The 20,493-nt window shown below is 72.1% G+C and carries 19 protein-coding genes; 16 read left to right on the top strand and 3 right to left on the bottom strand.

The genetic code is table 11. The features are described from left to right. Positions 1–206: 206 nt before the first annotated feature. Entirely contained in the window at positions 207–2,321 is a 2,115-nt protein-coding gene (locus M8C13_RS19840; protein WP_252482113.1) for a hypothetical protein, read from the bottom strand. Here M8C13_RS19840 and M8C13_RS19835 point away from each other — a divergent pair. From M8C13_RS19835 to M8C13_RS19760, 16 genes are all read left to right on the top strand, one after another. Then, positions 2,310–3,389, top strand: a complete 1,080-nt coding sequence (locus M8C13_RS19835) for a hypothetical protein (RefSeq protein WP_252482112.1) — start codon at positions 2,310–2,312, stop codon at positions 3,387–3,389. The two genes, M8C13_RS19840 and M8C13_RS19835, sit on opposite strands and share 12 nt — an antisense overlap. A gap of 2 nt (positions 3,390–3,391) precedes the next feature. Then, positions 3,392–4,399, top strand: a complete 1,008-nt coding sequence (locus M8C13_RS19830; protein ID WP_374213100.1) for an HAD-IIA family hydrolase — start codon at positions 3,392–3,394, stop codon at positions 4,397–4,399. Then, entirely contained in the window at positions 4,396–4,545 is a 150-nt protein-coding gene (locus tag M8C13_RS19825; RefSeq protein ID WP_252482110.1) for a hypothetical protein, read from the top strand. The genes M8C13_RS19830 and M8C13_RS19825 overlap by 4 nt, the downstream gene beginning before the upstream one ends. A gap of 3 nt (positions 4,546–4,548) precedes the next feature. After that, positions 4,549–5,364, top strand: coding sequence for a TlyA family RNA methyltransferase (locus tag M8C13_RS19820; protein WP_252482109.1), 816 nt, complete (start codon positions 4,549–4,551; stop codon positions 5,362–5,364). Between the two features lie 20 nt (positions 5,365–5,384). Continuing rightward, on the top strand, positions 5,385–6,284 hold the full coding sequence (locus M8C13_RS19815) for an NAD kinase (protein ID WP_252482108.1): 900 nt from the start codon (positions 5,385–5,387) through the stop codon (positions 6,282–6,284). A 45-nt stretch (positions 6,285–6,329) separates the two neighbouring features. Next, complete coding sequence (gene recN, locus M8C13_RS19810) at positions 6,330–8,108, top strand: DNA repair protein RecN (RefSeq protein ID WP_252482107.1); 1,779 nt, start codon at positions 6,330–6,332, stop codon at positions 8,106–8,108. 84 nt (positions 8,109–8,192) lie between these two features. Beyond that, positions 8,193–9,377, top strand: a complete 1,185-nt coding sequence (steA, locus tag M8C13_RS19805) for a putative cytokinetic ring protein SteA (protein ID WP_252482106.1) — start codon at positions 8,193–8,195, stop codon at positions 9,375–9,377. After that, entirely contained in the window at positions 9,374–10,312 is a 939-nt protein-coding gene (locus M8C13_RS19800) for a copper transporter (protein WP_252482105.1), read from the top strand. Before steA ends, M8C13_RS19800 begins: the two co-directional genes overlap by 4 nt. 172 nt (positions 10,313–10,484) lie before the next feature. Further along, positions 10,485–12,188, top strand: a complete 1,704-nt coding sequence (locus tag M8C13_RS19795) for a CTP synthase (RefSeq protein WP_374213103.1) — start codon at positions 10,485–10,487, stop codon at positions 12,186–12,188. Beyond that, the gene (locus tag M8C13_RS19790) at positions 12,188–12,841 is read left to right on the top strand and encodes an NUDIX hydrolase (RefSeq protein ID WP_252482103.1); all 654 of its coding nucleotides are present in this window, start codon (positions 12,188–12,190) and stop codon (positions 12,839–12,841) included. Before M8C13_RS19795 ends, M8C13_RS19790 begins: the two co-directional genes overlap by 1 nt. Positions 12,842–12,869: 28 nt before the next feature. Continuing rightward, complete coding sequence (gene ald, locus M8C13_RS19785; protein ID WP_252482102.1) at positions 12,870–13,985, top strand: alanine dehydrogenase; 1,116 nt, start codon at positions 12,870–12,872, stop codon at positions 13,983–13,985. A 62-nt stretch (positions 13,986–14,047) separates the two neighbouring features. Then, entirely contained in the window at positions 14,048–14,977 is a 930-nt protein-coding gene (gene xerD, locus M8C13_RS19780) for a site-specific tyrosine recombinase XerD (RefSeq protein ID WP_252482101.1), read from the top strand. A 143-nt stretch (positions 14,978–15,120) separates the two neighbouring features. Then, positions 15,121–16,062: an AAA family ATPase gene (locus tag M8C13_RS19775; protein ID WP_349497418.1), complete on the top strand. Its 942-nt coding sequence runs from the start codon at positions 15,121–15,123 to the stop codon at positions 16,060–16,062. A gap of 52 nt (positions 16,063–16,114) precedes the next feature. Continuing rightward, a complete protein-coding gene (locus tag M8C13_RS19770) occupies positions 16,115–16,960 on the top strand; it encodes a ScpA family protein (protein WP_252482127.1) in 846 nt (281 codons plus the stop codon). Then, positions 16,957–17,685: an SMC-Scp complex subunit ScpB gene (locus M8C13_RS19765; RefSeq protein ID WP_252482100.1), complete on the top strand. Its 729-nt coding sequence runs from the start codon at positions 16,957–16,959 to the stop codon at positions 17,683–17,685. Before M8C13_RS19770 ends, M8C13_RS19765 begins: the two co-directional genes overlap by 4 nt. Further along, positions 17,678–18,418 (top strand): pseudouridine synthase, encoded by a 741-nt coding sequence (locus M8C13_RS19760; protein WP_252482099.1) that lies wholly within the window; start codon positions 17,678–17,680, stop codon positions 18,416–18,418. Before M8C13_RS19765 ends, M8C13_RS19760 begins: the two co-directional genes overlap by 8 nt. Here M8C13_RS19760 and M8C13_RS19755 read toward each other — a convergent pair. Both M8C13_RS19755 and M8C13_RS19750 read right to left on the bottom strand, forming a co-directional pair. After that, positions 18,415–19,059, bottom strand: coding sequence for a response regulator transcription factor (locus M8C13_RS19755; protein ID WP_252482098.1), 645 nt, complete (start codon positions 19,057–19,059; stop codon positions 18,415–18,417). The two genes, M8C13_RS19760 and M8C13_RS19755, sit on opposite strands and share 4 nt — an antisense overlap. After that, a complete protein-coding gene (locus M8C13_RS19750) occupies positions 19,047–20,402 on the bottom strand; it encodes a sensor histidine kinase (protein ID WP_252482097.1) in 1,356 nt (451 codons plus the stop codon). The genes M8C13_RS19755 and M8C13_RS19750 overlap by 13 nt, the downstream gene beginning before the upstream one ends. Positions 20,403–20,493: the final 91 nt, after the last annotated feature.

Raw genomic sequence — 20,493 nt, 5'->3', positions numbered from 1 at the left:
AATCATTCGAGAGGGGCTTGTCCGCCGGTAAGGTGGACAGGCCCCTTCTCGCGTTGTTGGTTGTTCGGGAGGATTTGGTGGTTTCAGACAGGCGGCCCAGTGAGGACCGCGGAGACGGTGCTCCTCGACGCTCCGGTGGAGCGGGCAGGCCGCGTGGCGACAAGCCACCCTTCGGCCGGTCCGGTAGTTCGTGGAGCGGTGATCGTTCAGGATCTGGCGACAATCGCAGGCAGGGTGGATATCGCGACGCGCAGTCGGGCGACCGGCGTGAGCGCGGCGGTACCAGTTCGGGCCGGAGCGGTGACCGTCAGGACCGGAACTTCGGCGGTGACTCGCCTAGAGGCGGGCGCAGCGACGGCGGCTCGCGTGGTGGCTATGGCCAGCGCGATGATCGGCCGCGTCGTTTTGACCAGGATCGTGATCGGCCGCAGCGTGCCGGCCGCGACGACCGTTCCTCGCAGGGGGACCGGCCGCGTTGGCAGGACAGCCGTGGCGACGACCGTGGTGGTCAGGGCGGGTTCCGTCGTGATGACCGGGGTGACCGGAGCGGCTTCCGCGGCAATGATCGCGCTGGCCAGGGCGGATACCGCGGCCGCGACGATCGCGGTGGCCAGAGTGGTTTCCGGGGCCGGGACGACCGTGGTGGCCAGGGTGGCTTCCAGCGGGATGACCGTGGCGGTAGCCGGAGCGAGGACCGTGGTGGATACCGCGGGAACGACCGCGGCGACCGCGGTGGGTTCCGGAAGGACGACCAGGGTGGCCCTCGGCGCGATGATCGTGGCGGTCAGGGCGGTTTCCGTCGTGATGACCGGGGTGACCGGAGCGGCTTCCGCGGTAACGACCGTGGTGGCCAGGGCGGATACCGCAGCCGGGACGACCGGGCTGGTCAGGGTGGTTTCCGTGGGCGCGATGACCGTGGCGGCCAGGGCGGGTACCGCGGGCGTGATGACCGTGGTGGTCAGAGCGGGTTCCGCCGGGATGACCGGAGTGACTTCCGGGACAAGGGCGAGCGTGGGGGCCAGAGTGGCTTCCGCAAGGACGATCGTGGTGCCGGCCGGGGCGATGACCGTGGTGGATACCGCGGGGACGACCGGGGTGACCGCGGTGGGTTCCGGAAGGACGACCGTGGTGGGTTCCGGCGCGATGACCGTGGTGGTCAGGGCGGGTTCCGCCGGGATGACCGGCCTCGTCAGGACCGGCCGTACGGGGACAAGCCTCGGTATGACAAGCCGAAGTTCGACAAGCCTCGGACTGATGGGGAGGACCGTCCCCGCTACCAGAAGCGGGATGACCGGCCTCGTCGGGATGGCAAGCCCGGGTTCCGGGATGGGCGTTCGGTCGAGGAGACCGGCGGTGTCCAGGACGCGGAGCGTTCGGAGACCGGGGGCTTCTCCCCGGCGGCCGAGCAGGGCGACCGTGCTGAGGTCCGCAAGGACGACGGTGGCGGCGAGCGGGACAGCCAGGGCGGTGCCGAACCGGACCGTGCTGAGCTGGGACGGGCTGACCAGGACCGTGGCGGCCAGGACCGTGGCGACCAGGACCGTGGTGGCCGGGACCAGGACAGTCAGGACCTTGGCGGGCTGAGCGAGGGTCAGGGCGACCGGGGCGATGTCCAGGGGGCCGACCGTGGTGACGCGGGTGGCTCTCGGCAGGACGAGCAGGGGCCGCGCGAGGATCGTGGTGGGTACCAGCGGGAGGACCGTGGGGGCCAGGGTGGCTTCCGGCGGGACGACCGGGGTGGCCGGGGCGATGACCGTGGTGGGTACCGCGGGAACGACCGTGGCGACCGGGGTGGCTATCGCGGGGACAGCGGTGGTGACCGTGGCGGGTACCGCGGGACCAGCGGCGGCGATCGTGCTGGCTATCGCGGAGACAGCGGTGGCGACCGAGGTGGGTACCGCGGGGACAGCGGTGGCGATCGGGGCGACCGCGGTGGGTTCCGGCGGGATGACCGGGGTGACCGGCGTGGGTTCCAGGGTGAGCGTGGGGCCGGGCGGGATTCTCGGGAGCGTTCGGGCGGGGCTGGGGATCGGCCTCGGTACGAGAAGCCTGCTTATGGGAACCGGGAGGATCGGCCTGCTCGGGAGGTCCGGCACGGTCGGGCAGACTCGGCTGGTGAGGAGCGCCGGTACCCGGGGCGGGAAGAGCGTCCTCGTGGACGTGATGACCGGTTCGACGCTGGTGAGTTGCGGCGGGATCAGCTCGAGGAGCTGGTGGAGCCGGAGCTTCCGATGGATGTCGAGCCCGGTGATCTCGACGCTGGGGTTCGTTCTGACCTGCGGACGTTGTCCAAGAGTCTGGCTGAGCTGGTGGCCAAGCACCTGGTCATGACGGGGCGTCTGATCGACGAGGAGCCGGAGCGGGCGTTGGCGCACGCTCGGTTCGCTCGGCGGAAGGCTTCGCGGATCGGGCTGGTGCGGGAGGCGACCGGGTTGGCCGCTTACCACGCTGGTGAGTGGTCTGAGGCGCTTGCCGAGCTGCGGGCCGCGCGGCGGATGACCGGTAGCTCCGCGCACCTGGCCGTCATGGCCGACTGCGAGCGGGCGCTGGGCCGGCCGGAGCGGGCGCTGGAGCTGGCGCGGTCGACCGAGGCCAAGGCGCTGAGCGCGGAAGAGGCCGTGGAGCTGCGGATCGTGGCTGCCGGAGCACGCCGGGACCTGGGTGAGCTGGACGCCGCGGTGGTGGCGTTGCAGGGACCCGATCTCGACGTGAAGCGGCGGGATCCGTGGAGTGCGCGGCTGTTCTACGCCTACGCGGACAACCTGGCCGCGGCTGGGCGCAACGACGAGGCGATCCAGTGGTTCATCTCGGCTGCCGAGGTGGATGACGACGGTGAGACCGACGCCGCTGAGCGGGCCATCGAGCTCGGGGCGGGGCCCGTGGTGCCCGTTGACGTCGAGGACGTGGATGGGGACGAGGACGGGGTCTCGGACGACCGGGACGGTGCGCAGGGTTCGGGCTCTGGTGACGGGGCTGGGGACGCTGCGGAGGCCGGGACGGTTGCCGAAGTCGGGACGGCTGACGAACCTGCGGAAGCTGGCGAGGCTGAAGTAGCTGACAAGGCTGCGGAGGCCGGAACGGTTGCCGAGGCTGAGGAAGCTGACAAGGTCGTGGAGGCTGGCGAGGCTGAGGTAGCTGACAAGGCTGCGGACGCCGGAACGGCTGACAAGGCTGCGGACGCTGGCGAGGCTGGGACTGCTGCGGAAGCCGGGGAGGCTGAGGAGACCGTGCTGGCCGGGGAATCGGTTGAGCCGGGGGCTTCGGTTGAGGCGGATGCGGTAGTGGCGGCGGATGCTGACGTGGTTGCGGCTGAGGCCGGGACTCAGGCGGCTGAGGCTGGCAAGGCTGTGAACGGTGAGTCCACTGATGGGGTGGGTCGGGACAACTGATGATGACGTTGCTGGATGCGTACGACGCGTTGCTCTTGGATCTCGACGGCACCGTGTACCGCGGTGGGACCGCGGTGCCCGGGGCGCCGGAGGCGGTTGCTGAGGCCAAGCGGCGTGGGCGTGCGCTCCGGTACGTCACCAACAACGCCTCGCGGGCGCCGGAGGCGGTGGCTCAGCACCTTCGGGAGCTGGGGTTTCCGGCCGACGTCCGCGAGGTGAGTACCAGTTCCCAGGCCGCGGCGGCGGTGCTGGCCGCGAAACTGGCGGCTGGGGCTCCGGTGCTGGTGGTGGGGGCCGAGGCGTTGCGGGCTGAGGTTCGGGCGGTGGGGCTTCGGGTGGTGAAGTCCGCGGCTGACGAACCTGTGGCAGTGGTGCAGGGACATTCGCCGGAGACCGGGTGGGCTCAGCTGGCGGAAGCCTGCATTGCCATCCGGGGTGGGGCTTACTGGCTCGCGTCCAATGTGGATGCCACCCTGCCCACCGAGCGCGGGCTGTTGCCGGGGAACGGGTCGATGGTGGCCGCGTTGCGGACCGCCACCGGGCAGTCGCCGGAGGTGGCGGGGAAGCCGGAGCCGACGCAGTTGGTGCTGGCCGCGGAGTCGGCCGGGGCGTCTTCGGCGCTGGTGGTCGGGGATCGGCTGGACACCGATATCGCTGGGGCGAACGCGGCCGGGTTGCCCGCGTTGGTGGTGCTGACGGGGGTGGCCACGCCGGAGGGGTTGCTGGCGGCCGTTCCTGAGCAGCGGTGCCGGTTTGTGGCTGAGGATCTTGGTGGGCTGGTCGCGCCGGTGGCGCACGTTGAGGTGGGCGTGCGGCCGGGGTGGCTGGTGGAAGTTGACGGTGACCGGGTTCGGCTTGGGGGTGCTGACGAGAGCGGGGAACCGTTGTCGGCGCTGCGGTCGTTGTGCTCGGTGTGGTGGGGCGCCGGTGGCGGGGTGCCGTCGGTGGTGGCGGATGGGGACGCGGCTGCGGCGGCGTTGCGGAAACTGGGTATAGCGTGGAGCGCATGACGCCCGAACAGCCGGTCGCGGAGATCGACGCGGCGCTGGCCGGTCTGGAGAACCTGGACGCCGTGCCGCTGCCTGAGCACGTGGCCAGGTTCGATGCCGTGCACACCGCGCTGACCTCGGCGCTGGCCACGATCGACCAGGTCTGAGCCGTGCCTCGGCGGGTACGGCTGGACGCCGAACTGGTGCGCCGCGGGCTCGCCCGCTCCCGGGAACACGCCGTGGAGCTGGTGAACGCGGGCCGGGTCACCGTGCGCGGCACGGTCGCGGGCAAGCCGGCGACCGCGGTGGAGACCGACGCGCCCGTGGTGGTGCGGGAAGACGCCGACGACGCCGGGTGGGCTTCGCGGGGGGCGCACAAGCTGCTTGGCGCGCTGGAAGTTTTTGGGCCGCAGGGGTTGAGCGTGGCTGGGCGGCGGTGCCTGGACGCGGGGGCTTCCACCGGTGGGTTCACCGATGTGCTGCTGCGGGGCGGGGCACGCGAGGTGGTCGCGGTGGATGTCGGGTACGGGCAGCTGGTGTGGAAGCTGCAGACCGACGACCGCGTGATCGTGCACGACCGGACCAACGTGCGGAACCTGACGCCCGAGCAGATCGGTGGGACGGTCGACCTGGTTGTCGCCGATCTTTCCTTCATCTACCTGCGGCTGGTGCTGCCCGCGATGGCCGCCTGCATGGGCGAGGGCGCGGACCTGGTGCCGATGGTGAAACCGCAGTTCGAGGTGGGCAAGGAACGGCTGCCCTCCGGTGGGGTGGTGCGGGATCCCGAGCTGCGGATCGAGGCCGTCACCGGGGTGGTGGCCTCCGCCGCGGAGGCCGGGCTGACCCTGCGCGGGGTGACCGCGAGCCCGCTGCCCGGACCCTCGGGCAACGTCGAGTACTTTCTCTGGCTTCGCCGGGGCGTGCCATTGGCCGAGACCGAGGCTGAGCAGCTGGTCCGGGCCGCGGTCGCCGCGGGCCCGCAGTAGGCACTGGAGGTAGACCGTTCATGACCCGTGAGCTCCTGCTCGTGGTGCACACCGGCCGGCCGGAGAACCGTCGCACGACCGAGTACGTGGCCGGGAAGCTACGGCAGGCCGGGCTGAAGCTGCGGGTGCTGGTCGAGGAGTCCCCCGACATCAGCTCCTCCTGCTACGACACCATCGTCGCGCACACCGACGAGGCCGCCGAGGGCACCGAGCTGGTGCTGGTGCTCGGCGGCGACGGCACGCTGCTGCGCGCGGCCGAGCTGGCCAGGCCGGCCGGGGTGCCGGTGCTGGGGGTTAATTTGGGGCGGGTCGGGTTCCTGGCCGAGGCCGACTCCGAGGAGCTGCACGAGGTGGTGGCCGCGATCGTGGATCGCACTTACCACGTCGAGCAGCGGATGACCCTGGACGTGATCGTCCGGCTCAACGGCACCGTGCTGGCCCGCACCTGGGCGCTCAACGAGGCCAGTGTGGAGAAGTCCAGCCGGGAACGGATCCTGGACGCGGTGCTGGAGGTCGACGAGCGGCCGGTCTCCGGGTTCGGCTGCGACGGGGTGCTGGTCGCCACGCCGACCGGGTCCACCGCCTACGCCTTCTCCGCCGGCGGGCCGGTGATCTGGCCCGAGGTGGAGGCGCTGCTGGTGGTGCCCAGCAACGCGCACGCGCTGTTCGCCCGTCCATTGGTGGTCTCACCGTCCTCGCTGGTCGCGGTGGAGGTCGCGCCCGGTGGGCATCCCGCGGTGCTGTGCTGTGACGGGCAGCGCACGGTGGAGCTGCCGCCGGGGGCCAGGGTGGAGGTCGCGGGCGGGAAGGTGCCGGTGAACCTGGTCCGGCTCAAGCGCGAGCCCTTCGCCGACCGGCTGGTGCGTAAGTTCTCGCTGCCGGTCCAGGGCTGGCGCGGGCCGGTTATCCCCAACCGGTAGGCACCCCCGGCGCGAATGTCGGCGCGGCCCAGTAGTGTCTGGGCTGTGCTGGCCGAGATGCGCATCCAGAGCCTCGGCGTGATTGCCGACGCCACCCTCGAACTGCATCCGGGTCTCACCGTGGTCACCGGTGAGACGGGTGCGGGCAAGACCATGGTGGTGACCGGGCTCCACCTGCTCTCCGGTGGCCGTGCCGAGGCCTCCAGGGTGCGGACCGGGGCGGACCGGGCTGTGGTCGAGGGATCCTTCCAGCTCACCGGCGACGACGCGCGCGCCGGGGCCGCCGCCGCGCTTGAGGTGGCGACCGAGGCGGGCGCCGGGGTCGACGAGGACGGCAGCCTGATCGCCGTGCGCTCGGTGAACGCCGACGGGCGGTCCAAGGCCCACCTCGGTGGGCGGGCCGTGCCGGTCGGGCTGCTCTCCGAGCTGACCGAACAGCTGCTCGCCGTGCACGGGCAGAACGACCAGCTGCGCCTGATGCGCACCGGTGAGCAGCGGGCCGTGCTGGACCGGTTCGCTGGCGCGGGCATCGCCGAACCGCTGGCCGAGTACCGGAAGATCCGCGGGCAGTGGCTCGCGGTGGCCAAGGAGCTGACCGAGCGCACCGAGCGCGCTCGCGAGATGGCCCGCGAGGCCGACATGCTGCGGCACGGGCTCGGCGAGATCGAGGCCGTGGCCCCGCAGCCCGGCGAGGACACCCAGCTGGTCGACCGGGCCCGCCGGCTGGCCGACGCCGACCAGCTGCGGGAGACCGCGGCCGGGGCCGCGCACGCCGTGGCCGGCGCCGCGGATGGCGACCCCGACTCACCCGGCGCGCTCGGACTGATCGGCGAGGCCCGGCGCAGGCTGGCCGCGGCCGAGGACCCGGCGCTGCGCGAGATGGAGCCGCGGCTGGTCGAGGCCGCCGCGCTGCTCACCGACGTGGGCACCGAGCTGACCGGCTACCTGGAGCAGCTCGACGCCGACCCGGCCGAGCTGGAACGGGTGCTGGCCCGGCAGGCCGAGCTCAAGCAGCTGACCCGCAAGTACGCCGCGGACGTCGACGGCGTGCTGGCCTGGGCCGCCGACGCGCAGGCCAGGCTGGCCACCCTGGACACCTCCGAGGAGACCCTGGCCGAGCTGGCCAAGAAGCGGGACGCGCTGGCCAAGCAGCTGGCCAAGGTCGCCCGCACGGTCACCTCGATCCGGCGCACCGCGGCCGAACAGCTGGCCAAGGCGGTCACCGAGGAGCTGGCCGGGCTGGCCATGGCGCACGCCCGGATCGAGCTGACCGTGCAGCCCAAGCCCGCCGCCGAGGGCGACGAGCAGGCGCTCAAGGTCGGCAACGAACTGTTGCAGGCCGGGCCGGACGGGGTGGACGAGGTCGAGCTGCTGCTCGTCGCGCACCCCGGCGCGCCCGCGCTGCCGGTGCACAAGGGCGCCTCCGGCGGTGAGCTGTCCAGGGTGATGCTGGCCATCGAGGTGGTGCTCGCGCACACCGACCCGGTGCCCACGCTGGTCTTCGACGAGGTCGACGCCGGGGTCGGCGGCCGGGCCGCGGTGGAGATCGGGCGGCGGCTGGCCAAGCTGGCCCGCAGCCACCAGGTCATCGTGGTCACGCACCTGGCGCAGGTGGCCGCCTACGCCGACCGGCACCTGCTGGTGGACAAGAACATCGGCGCCGAGGGGCTGACCAAGTCCGGGGTGCGGGTGCTCAACCACAACCAGCGGGTGGTGGAGCTGGCCAGGATGCTGGCCGGGATGGAGTCCACCGAGTCCGGCCGGGCGCACGCCGAGGAGCTGCTGGCCACCGCGGAGGCCTACACCCAGGCGCTGCGCCCATAGGCAGGTGTCCCCCAAGGGTTGACGTGCGGTGACTTCCCGGCGTGCCTAGGCACAGACACGCCGCGGTTTTGTCACCATCCGCACATGAAGCTCACGGGCCTGCTCAACCGCACCAGTCAGTCGCTGCCTGGAGTCCACGGGCCGGCCAGGGTGGACCGTCGTTCCGGCGACCTGCTCCGGCGGCTCGGACCAGGCGACATCGCCGTGCTCGACCAGCTCGACCTGGACCGCCGCACCGCGGACGCCCTGGTCGCCGCCGAGGTCGCCGGGGTGGTCAACGCCTCGGCCTCCATCTCCGGCCGGTTCCCCAACCTGGGGCCGGAGATCCTGATCAGCGCGGGCATCCCGCTGATCGACGCGGTCGGCCCCGAGCTGCTGCGCAAGGTCAAGGACGGCGCCCGGATCCGGCTGTTCGAGGGCGGCATCTTCCAGGGTGAGACCGAGCTGGGGCGGGGCACCGAGCAGACCGCGGACTCGGTGGCCGACCAGCTCATCGAGGCCAAGGCGGGCATGGCCGCGCAGCTGGAGGCCTTCTCCGCGAACACCATCGAGTTCCTGCGCAGGGAGCGCACGCTGATCCTGGACGGAGTCGGCGTGCCCGAGCTGTTCGTGCCGGTCAAGGGCCGACAGGTGCTGATCATCGCGCCCGGCTACGGGCACCGCGACGACCTGCGCAAGCTCAAGCGCTACATCCGCGAGTACCGGCCGGTGGTGATCGGCGTGGAAGGCGCGGCGGACACCCTGCACGAGGCCGGGTACAAGCTGGACGTGATCGTCGGCGACCCGGACGGCATCAGCACCGCCACCCTCAAAGCGGGCGCGGAAGTGGTGCTGCCGGCGCAGATGGACGGGCACGCGCCCGGCCTGGAACGCATCCAGGACCTCGGCATCGGCGCGGTCACCTTCCCCGCCTCCGGCAACCCGGAGGACCTGGCGCTGCTGCTGGCCGAGGCGCACGGGGCCGACCTGGTGGTCACCATCGGCTTCCAGGCCACCCTGCACGAGTTCCTGGACCGGGGCCGCTCCGGCTCCAACCCCTCCACCTTCCTCACCCGGCTGCGCCTGGGCAGCAAGGTCGTCGACGGCCACGCCGTGGTCAGCCTCTACCGCAGCCGGGTCTCCGTGCTCTCCGTCCTGCTGCTGGTCGTCTCCGCGGTCGCGGTGCTGATCGCCGCGGTCGCGGTGACCAGCGTGGGCAGCGCCTACGTCGACATCGGCGTGGACTACTGGAACGACTTCCTCACCTGGCTCAAGGGGCTCTTCTCGTGATCACTCTGCGGTACCACGTCGTCTCCATCGCGGCGGTGTTCCTCGCCCTCGCCCTCGGCATCATGCTGGGCTCCACGGTGATCAGCGACCGGCTGCTCTCCGGGCTGACCGGGGAGAAGGACTCGCTCGGGCAGAAGGTCTCCGACTTGCAGTCCGAGCGCAACGCGCTGAACGCGCGGCTGTCCGACGCGGACCGCTTCGGCACCGTGGTCGGGCCGCTGGCGGTGCGCGGGCAGCTGGACAAGCGGACCGTGGTGCTGATCAGCACGCACGACGCCAACCCCGCCGACCGGGACGCGCTGACCGAGCTGATCAAGGCCTCCGGCGGCAGCGTCACCGGCGAGCTCCAGCTCACCGACACCTTCGCCGACCCGGCCAAGGCCGACCAGCTGCGCGACCTGGTGCCGAGGCTGGTGCCCGCGGGGGTGCAGCTGCCGACCGCGGCCACCGATCCGGGCACCCTGGCCGGTGGCCTGCTCGGCCCGCTGCTGCTGCTCAACAGCCAGAACAAGCCGCAGGCCAGCGGCGAGGAGGCCTCGGCGGCGATGAGCGGGCTGGCCAACGGCGGCTTCGTCCGGCTCGGCCGCGGGATCACGCCGGCGCAGCTCGCGGTGGTGCTCACCGGCGGCTCGGCCGGCGGTGAGGATCCCGGTGACCGCTCGGCCATCCTGGCCCGGTTCGCCACCCAGCTGGACCGCTCCGGCACCGGCGCGGTGCTCGCCGGGCGATCCGGTTCCGCCGACGGCAACGGGCCGCTGGGGATCGTGCGCGCGGACACCTCGGCGACCTCGATCCTGACCACCGTGGACAACATCGACACCGCCGCCGGGCGGGTGGTCACCGTGCTGGCGCTGCGGGAACAGCTCGACGGGCGGTCCGGGCGGTACGGCACCGCGGGCAACGCGCAGGCTCCGGCACCGCAGGGGCTGGCATAGCTCCATACATCACCCGTTCGGAGGCCGACGACGGAGGTGGGGGTGCGGTAGCGGGGAGGCGACGTGTTACGGTCGCCTCCCGTGGATCGAGGGGGCGCTCGCGCCGGTCGGGAGCCCCGAAACCACACCCGACCAGCGACGGCGTTGAGTTGATTCACGGGAGTACCCCTTGGTGTTGCAGGCCCGCACGACCAAGCACGTGTTCGTCACCGGAGGCGTGGCCTCCTCTCTCGGCAAGGGGCTCACCGCCTCCAGCCTCGGGCAGCTGCTGACCGCTCGCGGACTCCGCGTGACCATGCAGAAGCTCGACCCCTACCTCAACGTGGACCCCGGGACGATGAACCCGTTCCAGCACGGCGAGGTCTTCGTCACCGAGGACGGCGCCGAGACCGACCTGGACATCGGCCACTACGAACGGTTCCTGGACCGCGACCTGGGCGCGGCGGCCAACGTGACCACCGGCCAGGTCTACTCCGAGGTGATCGCCAAGGAGCGGCGCGGCGAGTACCTCGGCGACACCGTCCAGGTGATCCCGCACATCACCGACGAGATCAAGTCGCGGATCACCGCGATGGCCGCCGCCGGTGAGGACGGCGTCACGCCGGACGTGGTGATCACCGAGGTGGGCGGCACCGTCGGCGACATCGAGTCGCTGCCCTTCCTGGAGGCCGCCCGGCAGGTCCGGCACGACGTGGGCCGGGACAACGTGTTCTTCCTGCACGTCTCCCTGGTGCCCTACCTCGCGCCCTCCGGCGAGCTCAAGACCAAGCCCACCCAGCACTCGGTGGCCGCGCTGCGCAACATCGGCATCCAGCCGGATGCGATCGTGTGCCGGGCGGACCGGGAGATCCCGGACGGCCTCAAGCGCAAGATCGCGCTGATGTGCGACGTGGACGGCGAGGCCGTGGTGGCCGCCCCGGACGCCCCGTCCATCTACGACATCCCCAGGGTGCTGCACTCCGAGGGCCTGGACGCCTACGTGGTGCGCCGGCTCGGGCTGCCGTTCCGGGACGTGGACTGGACGGTGTGGGGCGACCTGCTGGAGCGGGTGCACAAGCCCAGCGACACCACCCGGATCGCGCTGGTCGGCAAGTACGTCGACCTGCCCGATGCCTACCTGTCGGTGACCGAGGCGCTGCGCGCGGGCGGTTTCGCGCACCGGGCCAGGGTGAACATCGTGTGGGTGCCCTCCGACCTCTGTGAGACCCCCGCGGGCGCCGCGCAGGCGCTGGCCGGGGTGGACGGCGTGCTGGTGCCCGGCGGGTTCGGCGTGCGCGGCATCGAGGGCAAGGTGGGCGCGATCCAGCACGCCCGCACCCGCGGCATCCCGGTCCTGGGCCTGTGCCTCGGCTTGCAGTGCATGGTGATCGAGGCCGCGCGGGGCCTGGCCAAGATCGACGGGGCCAACTCCGCGGAGTTCGACGAGTCCGCCAAGCACCCGGTCATCTCCACCATGGCCGACCAGCAGGACGTGGTCGCCGGGGAGCGGGACATGGGCGGCACCATGCGGCTGGGCTCCTACCCGGCCAAGCTGGTGCCCGGCTCGCAGGTGGCCAAGGCCTACGGGGCCACCGAGGTCACCGAGCGGCACCGGCACCGATACGAGGTCAACAACGCCTACCGGGACAAGCTCGGCAAGGCCGGGCTGGTCTTCTCCGGCACCTCGCCGGACGGGCACCTGGTGGAGTTCGTCGAGCTGCCGGCCAAGACGCACCCGTTCTTCGTCGGCACCCAGGCGCACCCCGAGCTGAAGAGCCGCCCGACCCGGCCGCACCCGCTGTTCTCCGCCTTCGTCCGCGCGGCCCTGGACTACCAGGCCGCCGAGCGGCTGCCGGTGGAGCTGCCGGAGACCGCGTCCAGCTCGGCAGGCGCCTGATGGGCACGGTGGAGCGCGGCGCGCACGAGTTCAGCGTGGCCAAGAGCCAGGACGTCTACGCCGGGCGGGTGATGGCGCTGCGGGTGGACGACGTGGTGATGCCCGGCGGCAAGGTGGCCACCCGCGAGGTCATCGAGCACCCCGGCGCGGTCGGCGTGGTCGCGCTGGACGAGAACGACAACGTGGTGCTCATCCACCAGTACCGGCACCCGGTCGGGCAGCGGCTGTGGGAGCTGCCCGCCGGTCTGCTCGACGCCGAGGGCGAGGACCCCGCGGTCACCGCCGCGCGGGAGCTGGCCGAGGAGGTCGGGCTGGCCGCCGCGGACTGGTCGGTGCTGGTCGACGTCTCCGGCTCGCCCGGGTTCATGGACGAGGTCATCCGGGTCTACCTGGCCCGCGGTCTGTCCACTGTGGACCAGCTGGCGGACACCGGTGACGAGGAGGCCGACCTGGTGGTGCGGCGGGTGCCGCTGAGCGAGGCCGTGCGGATGGTGCTCAGCGGTGCCATCATCAACGCGGCCACGGTTTCCGGGGTGCTGGCCGCGCACGCGGTGCTCTCCGGCGCGGCGCAGACCCGCCCGGTCGACGCCCCGTGGGAGTCCAGGCCGCACCGGTTCGCTCAGCGCCAGTCAGGACAGCGCCGGAGCGGCTGAGCAGGCGCAAGGCGAAGGAGGAGTCGACGTGCGGGTCGGTGTCCCTCGTGAGGTCAAGAACCACGAGTACCGGGTGGCCATCACCCCGGCGGGCGTGGTGGAGCTGGTGCGCCGCGGCCACCAGGTCCTGATCGAACGGGAGGCCGGCCTCGGCTCCTCCTTCCCCGACTCCGACTACCTCGCGGCCGGGGCGAAGATCCTCGGCTCGGCCGACGAGGTGTGGGGCGAGGCGGACCTGGTGCTCAAGGTCAAGGAGCCGATCGCCGAGGAATATCACCGGATGCGGCGCGGGCAGACCCTGTTCACCTACCTGCACCTGGCCGCCAGCCAGGAGTGCACCCAGGCCATCGTGGACGCCGGGATCGACGCGGTGGCCTACGAGACGGTGCAGCTGCCCGACGGCGCGCTGCCGCTGCTGGCGCCGATGAGCGAGGTGGCCGGGCGGATGGCCCCGCAGGTCGGCGCGCACACCCTGGAACGCGCCGCCGGTGGGCGCGGGGTGCTGCTGGGCGGGGTGTCCGGGGTGCCGGCCGGCAAGGTCGCGGTGATCGGGGCCGGGGTGTCCGGGATGAACGCGGCCACCATCGCGCTGGGCTTGCAGGCCGAGGTGGTGGTGCTGGACAACAACATCAACCGGTTGCGGCAGATCGACTTCGTCTACCGCGGCCACCTGCAGACCATCGCCAGCAACGCCTACGAGATCGAGCGGGCCTGCCTGTGGGCGGACCTGGTGATCGGCGCGGTGCTGGTGCCAGGGGCCAAGGCGCCCACGCTGATCAGCAACGACCTGGTGGCCAGGATGCGGCCCGGTTCGGTGCTGGTGGACATCGCCATCGACCAGGGCGGCTGTTTCGAGGACTCGCGGCCGACCACGCACGCCGACCCGGTCTTCGGCGTGCACAACTCGGTGTTCTACTGCGTGGCCAACATGCCGGGCGCGGTGCCGCACACCTCCACCTGGGCGCTGACCAACGTGACCCTGCCGTACGCGGTGGCCTTGGCGGACAAAGGTTTGCGCGGCGCGGTGCGGGAGGACCACACGCTGGCCAAGGGGGTCAACGTGCTCGGCGGTCAGGTGGTGCTGGCGGAGGTCGCCGCGGCGCACGGGCTGCCGCACGTCGAACTGGCCGAGGCACTGGCATGATGCGCCCCTGACCACTCGCCAGCGGCGGAGGGACCGGCGCACTGAACGAGGACTCCAGCCCCGTGGCGGTTCCCGCCGCGCTCTCGGCCGCCGTCAACCGGTACCTGGACCACCTCGTGGTGGAACGCGGCACCGCCCGCAACACGCTGGACTCCTACGCCAGGGACCTGCGCCGCTACACCGAGCACCTGGCCGCGGCCGGGGTGGGCTCGCTGCCGGAGGTCACCGAGCGGCACGTGGCCGAGTTCCTGGCCTGCCTGCGCGAGGGTGACGGGCAGCGGCCGCCGCTGGCCGCCTCCTCCGCGGCGCGCGCGGTGGTCGCGGTGCGCAGCCTGCACCGCTTCGGCTACCGCGAGGGCCTGCTGCCCGCCGACGTGGCCAGCGGGGTGCATCCGCCGACCCCGCCGCGCAGGCTGCCCAAGGCGCTGCCGGTGGCCGAGGTGCTGCGGCTGCTGGACGGGGCGGGCAGCGAGGACCCGCGCGGGCTGCGGGACCGGGCGCTGCTGGAGCTGCTGTACTCCACCGGGGCGCGGATCTCCGAGGCGGTCGGGCTGGACGTGGACGACGTGGACGCCACCGAGCGCACCGTGCTGCTCGACGGCAAGGGCGGCAAGCAGCGCCTGGTGCCGGTGGGCAGGCCGGCACTGGCCGCGCTGGAGGCCTACCTGGTGCGGGCCCGGCCGGTGCTGGCGGCCAAGGGGCGGGGCAGCGCGGCGGTGTTCCTCAACGCCCGCGGCGGGCGGCTGTCCCGGCAGAGCGCCTGGCAGACGCTCAAGGACTCGGCCGAGCGGGCCGGGGTCACCGGGGACGTCTCGCCGCACACGCTGCGGCACTCCTTCGCCACCCACCTCATCGAGGGCGGGGCCGACGTCCGGGTGGTGCAGGAGCTGCTCGGGCACGCCTCGGTGACCACCACCCAGGTCTACACCCTGGTCACGGTGAACACCCTGCGTGAGGTCTTCGCCACCGCGCACCCCCGCGCCCAGGGCTGACCGGCGCGCGCGACTGCTCCAAATGCGTGCTGGGGCCTTGGTGACCAGGTCGGACGTGCCCCGGCGAGGCGCGTTGCCGCTGTGCGCCGCGAAGCCTACGCTCGCCAACAGGGTGTATTCGCCGACACGAGGAGTCAGGTCAGATGTCCACACCGCAGCCTGCCTACGGGCGGCCCCGCGGAGAGGTGGCTGACCTCAGCCTGGCGCCCAAGCCCGCTGACCTGACCGAGGAGCACGTGCCCGAGGTCGTGGTGGGCGAGATGGGCCCCACCGGACGGCCGCTGCGGCACGTGCCAGAGCCCTCGCTGCTGGCCGGGCACGGGCCGGCGAAGGTGCTCGCGATGTGCAACCAGAAGGGCGGGGTGGGCAAGACCACCTCGACCATCAACCTGGGCGCGGCGCTGGCCGAGTACGGGCGCCGGGTGCTGCTGGTGGACTTCGACCCGCAGGGCGCGTGCTCGGTGGGCCTTGGTGTGCAGCCGCACCACCTGGACCGGACCATCTACAACGTGATCATGGAGCGCTCGGCCACCATCGAGGAGACCGTGCTGCGCACCTGCGTCGAGGACATGGACCTGTTGCCCAGCAACATAGACCTGTCCGCGGCCGAGGTGCAGCTGGTCTCCGAGGTCGGCCGCGAGCACACCCTGCAGCGGGCGCTGCGGCCGGTGCTGGACCACTACGACTACATCCTCATCGACTGCCAGCCCTCCCTCGGCCTGCTCACGGTGAACGCGCTGGCCGCCGCGGACGGGCTGATCATTCCGCTGGAGTGCGAGTTCTTCAGCCTGCGCGGGGTGGCGCTGCTCATCGACACCATCGAGAAGGTGCGTGAACGGCTCAACCCGAAGCTGGAGATATCCGGGATTCTGGCCACCATGTACGACCCGCGTACGCTGCACTCCCGAGAAGTCATGGCCCGGGTAGTGGAGGCGTTCGGGGACATCGTGTACGACACCGTGATCAACCGCACCGTGCGGTTCCCCGAGACCACCGTCGCCGGCGAGCCGATCACCCGGTGGGCCCCCCGCTCCGGCGGGGCGAAGGCCTACCGGGCGCTGGCCCGCGAGGTGATCGCCAGGTGAGTCGCCTCGTTCGCGGGCGCGGACTGCCCGCGGAGCCGGCCGAGTGACCACAGTGGACACCCCGGATCCCGCACAGCCCACCGAGCAGGACGCGCCAGGCGGCCGGTTCACCGTGCGGCTGGCCAACTTCACCGGTCCGTTCGACCTGCTGCTGCAACTGATCTCCCAGCACCAGATGGACGTCACCGAGGTGGCGCTGCACCAGGTCACCGAGGACTTCATCGCGCACATCCGGGTGCTCGGCGACGCCTGGGACCTGGATGAGACCACCGAGTTCCTGGTCATCGCGGCCACCCTGCTGGACCTGAAGGCGGCCCGGTTGCTGCCGGCCGCCGACGTGGAGGACGAGGACGACCTGGCGCTGCTGGAGGCCAGGGACCTGTTGTTCGCCAGGCTGTTGCAGTACCGGGCGTACAAGCAGGTCGCCGCGCTCTTCGGCGAGCTGGAGGCCACCGCGCTGCGCCGGTACCCGCGTTCGGTGGCCATGGAGGACCGGTTCGTCGAGCTGATGCCCGAGGTGATGCTCGGCGTCGACCCGCAGCGCTTCGCCGAGCTGGCCGCCTCGGTGTTCCGGCCCAAGCCGCCGCCGGTGGTGGGCCTGGCCCACCTGCACATGCACCCGGTGTCGGTGCGCGAGCACGCGGCCATCATGCGGGTGCGGCTGGCCGAGCTGGGCGAGGCGACCTTCGGGCAGCTGACCGAGGACTGCACCGAGACGGTGGAGTTCGTGGCCCGGTTCCTGGGGCTGCTGGAGCTGTACCGGGAGACGGTGGTGCTCTTCCAGCAGGAGGAGCCGCTGGGCGAGCTGCTGGTGCGCTGGGTCGGCGGGAGCAAGGAGCAGGCGGAAGAAGCCGCCGCGGCCGCACTGGCCGCGAGCGAGGAGGAGGAGTACGGGTGACCGAGAACGGCACGCCGGTGGCGCCCGAGGCCGAGCTGGATCCGGTCGCGCCACAGGCAGGCGAGCCGGTGGCGGTGCTCGCCGACGGGACCGACGCCGCCGCGGCGCCGGTGCTGGCGGACGGGATCGACGTCCCCGAGGCGGAGGACGAGGACGCGGTCGTGGTTGGCGGCCTGCCCGACCTCACCGAGGACGCCGCCTTGGACGCGGCCCTGGAGTCGGTGCTGCTGGTGGTGGACGCGCCCGCGCCCGAGGAGGTGCTGGCCGACGCGCTGGACGTGCCGGTGGCGCGGGCCACCGAGGCGCTGCGCAGGCTCGCCGCCGGGTACACCGAGGCCGGCAGTGGCATCGACCTGCGCCGGGTCAGCGACGGCTGGCGGTTCTACACCAGGGACGTGCACGCGCCGTTCGTGGAGCGGCTGCTGCTCAACGGGCAGCGGGCCAAGCTGACCCGTGCCGCGCTGGAGACCCTCGCGGTGATCGCCTACCGTCAGCCGGTCACCAGGGCCCGGGTGGCCGCGGTGCGCGGGGTGAATGTGGACGGGGTTATCCGCAGTCTGCTCGCTCGTGGTCTGATTGAGGAGACAGGTGCGGATCCGGACACCAACGGACTCCTGTACCGCACCACAGAGCTGTTCCTGGAGCGATTGGGGTTGTCCTCGGTGAAGGAACTGCCCCCGCTCGCGCCGTTGTTGCCGGAAGTGGACTCGATCGACGATGTCTGAGAACGACCCGCAGGGTGTGCGGTTGCAGAAGGTGCTGTCCAAGGCCGGGATCGCCTCCCGGCGGGTGGCGGAGGACATGATCGCCGAGGGCCGGGTGGCCGTGGACGGCGAGATCGTCACCGAACAGGGCCGCCGGGTCGACCCGGAGCAGGCGGTGATCCACGTGGACGGGCTGCGGGTGATGGTCACCGGCAACCTGGTGCACCTGGCGCTGAACAAGCCGCGCGGCGTGCACACCACCATGTCCGACGACCGCGGCCGGCCCTGCGTCGGCGACTACGTGGCCGACCACGAGGAGCGCCTGTTCCACGTCGGCCGCCTGGACGCCGAGACCGAGGGCCTGCTGCTGCTGACCAACGACGGCGAGCTGGCGCACCGGCTGATGCACCCCTCCTACAACGTCTACAAGACCTACCTGGTCGAGGTGGCCGGTCCGGTGCACCGGGACCTGGGCCGCAGGCTGCTGGCCGGGGTGGAGCTGGACGACGGGCCGGTGCGGCTGGACAAGTACCACGTCAAGGACGCCAACGGCGGCCGGGTGCTGATCGAGGTGGTGCTGCACGAGGGGCGCAACCGGATCGTGCGGCGGCTGTTCGACTCGGTCGGGCACCCGGTGCTGCGCCTGGTGCGCACCGCGGTCGGCGAGGTCCGCCTGGCCGGTCTGCGCCCCGGCACCCTACGCCCGCTGACCAGGGCCGAGGTGGGTGCGCTGTACAAGAACGTCGGGCTCTAGTTGTCCAGGTAGCGCAGCACGGCGAGGACCCGGCGGTGGTCGTTGCCCGCGATGGGCAGGCCGAGCTTGGTGAAGATGCTGCCCACGTACTTCTCCACCGCGCGTTCGGTGATGGTCAGCGCCTCGCCGATGCCGGCGTTGGAGCGGCCCTCGGCCATCAGGCCCAGCACCTCGCGCTCGCGCGGGGTCAGGGTGGCCAGCGGGTCCTGGCGGCGGCTGCGGGCCAGCAGCTGGGCGACCACCTCGGGGTCGAAGACGGTGCCGCCGTCGGCGACCTGGTGCAGGGCGCGCAGGAAGTCCTCCACGTCGGCGACCCGGTCCTTGAGCAGGTAGCCGATGCCGCTGAGCTCGTTGCTGAGCAGGTCGACCGCGTAGCGCTCCTCCACGTACTGGGACAGGATGAGGATCTTGGTCTCCGGCCACTCGCGGCGGATGACCAGTGCCGCGCGCAGGCCCTCGTCCCGGTGCGCCGGCGGCATCCGCACGTCGACCACGGCGATGTCCGGCCGGTGCCTGCCGACCGCGCGCAGCAGCTGCTCGGCGTCGCCGACCGCCTCCAGCACCTCGTGCCCGCTCTCGGCCAGCAGCAGCATCAGGCCCTGGCGCAGCAGCACCGCGTCCTCGGCGATCACGACTCGCACGGCAGCTCCATGGTCAGGATGGTCGGCCCGCCCTCGGGGCTGTACACCGTCAGCGTGCCATCCACCCCGCCCGCGCGGTCGGCCAGCCCCGACAGGCCCGAGCCCGGACCGGCCTTGGCGCCGCCGACCCCGTCGTCGGTGACCACGATCTTGAGCCGGTCGCCGGTGCGGCGCACGTCGACCGAGGCCTTGGTGGCGTGCGCGTGCTTGGCGATGTTGGTCAGCGCCTCGGAGATCATGAAGTAGGCGATGGCCTCGATGGTCGGGGCCGGCCGCTGCTGCACGTAGTAGCGGATGCGCACCGGCACCGGGCTGCGCGCGGACAGCGCGGACAGCGCCGCGTCCAGGCCGCGGTCCTCCAGCACCGGCGGGTGCAGGCCGCGGGTGAGGCTGCGCAGCTGGTCGATGGCCTCCTTGGCCTCCTGGTGCGCCTCCTCGATCAGCCGCAGCGCGCCGTCGGGGTCCTGGCCGTGCTTGCCGCGGGCCCGGCCCAGCTTCATCGCCAGCGCCACCAGCTGCTGCTGCGCCCCGTCGTGCAGGTCGCGCTCGATCCGCTGCCGCTCCGCCTCGGCCGCCTGCATCGCCACCGAGCGCCGCTCCTCCACCTGCTGCACCCGCTCGGCCAGGTCGGCCACGGACTTGGGCTCCAGCATGGTGCGGGTCAGGCCGAGGTGCACGCTGGTCATGGCGCGCACCAGGATCGGCGCCAGCGGCAGCAGCAGCATGCCGCCGAGCAGGAAGGCCATCACCCAGAACTGCCAGCCCGGCTGGCTGAAGAACACCAGCCCGCTGTAGGAGTGCAGGAAGCCCGGCCTGGGCACCATCGTCTGGTGCGGGTGGAAGGACTCCATGATCGCCACGAAGATCAGCCAGATCGGCCCGAACCAGGTGAAGAAGGTGAGCAGGCCGGTCACCACGGACAGCGCGCCGCGGGCGGCCCAGTAGCCGATGCCGCGCCACAGCGTCGGGTTGACCACCAGCTGCACCGTCCCCCGGTAGGGGTTGCGGCGCTGCGGCGGGGACAGCGCCGGGGTCACCGACTCGCCGGTCACCACGCGCAGCTGCCAGGCCTCCAGGCGGCCGAAGCCGTAGAGCAGCCAGACGGCCAGCCACACGATCAGCGGGCTGGCCAGCAGGGTGGGCAGGAACGGCACCGCGAGGTAGATCTTCTGCGAGAGCAGCACCGCGAACAGCGGGAACAGGCTGCCGACGATCGCGAGCACGATCACCGCCAGCGGCAGCAGGCTCCAGAACGGGCCGATCAGCAGCAGCACCGTGCTCAGCCAGGTGCGCTTGGCGACCACGTCGCGCAGCAGGTTCTGCCGCGGGCTCGGCCAGGTCATCGACGCTCCTTTTCGGACGGTGGCCACCCCAGCGTAGGAGCGCGTCCCCTAGGGGGCCACCGTGTCTGCACGGGGATCCACCCCCGTGCTA

Origin of the sequence: Crossiella sp. SN42 (assembly GCF_023897065.1) — a bacterium.
Taxonomy (GTDB): domain Bacteria; phylum Actinomycetota; class Actinomycetes; order Mycobacteriales; family Pseudonocardiaceae; genus Crossiella.
This window is presented reverse-complemented; position numbering and strand designations above follow the sequence as displayed.

Bases quoted from the DNA above. Each gene is read 5' to 3' on its own strand.
- M8C13_RS19830 (WP_374213100.1), top strand. From the start codon at position 3,392: ATGACGTTGCTGGATGCGTACGACGCGTTGCTCTTGGATCTCGACGGC.
- M8C13_RS19825 (WP_252482110.1), top strand. From the start codon at position 4,396: ATGACGCCCGAACAGCCGGTCGCGGAGATCGACGCGGCGCTGGCCGGT.
- M8C13_RS19815 (WP_252482108.1), top strand. From the start codon at position 5,385: ATGACCCGTGAGCTCCTGCTCGTGGTGCACACCGGCCGGCCGGAGAAC.
- steA (WP_252482106.1), top strand. From the start codon at position 8,193: ATGAAGCTCACGGGCCTGCTCAACCGCACCAGTCAGTCGCTGCCTGGA.
- M8C13_RS19790 (WP_252482103.1), top strand. From the start codon at position 12,188: ATGGGCACGGTGGAGCGCGGCGCGCACGAGTTCAGCGTGGCCAAGAGC.
- M8C13_RS19775 (WP_349497418.1), top strand. From the start codon at position 15,121: ATGTCCACACCGCAGCCTGCCTACGGGCGGCCCCGCGGAGAGGTGGCT.
- M8C13_RS19760 (WP_252482099.1), top strand. From the start codon at position 17,678: ATGTCTGAGAACGACCCGCAGGGTGTGCGGTTGCAGAAGGTGCTGTCC.
- M8C13_RS19750 (WP_252482097.1), bottom strand. From the start codon at position 20,402: ATGACCTGGCCGAGCCCGCGGCAGAACCTGCTGCGCGACGTGGTCGCC.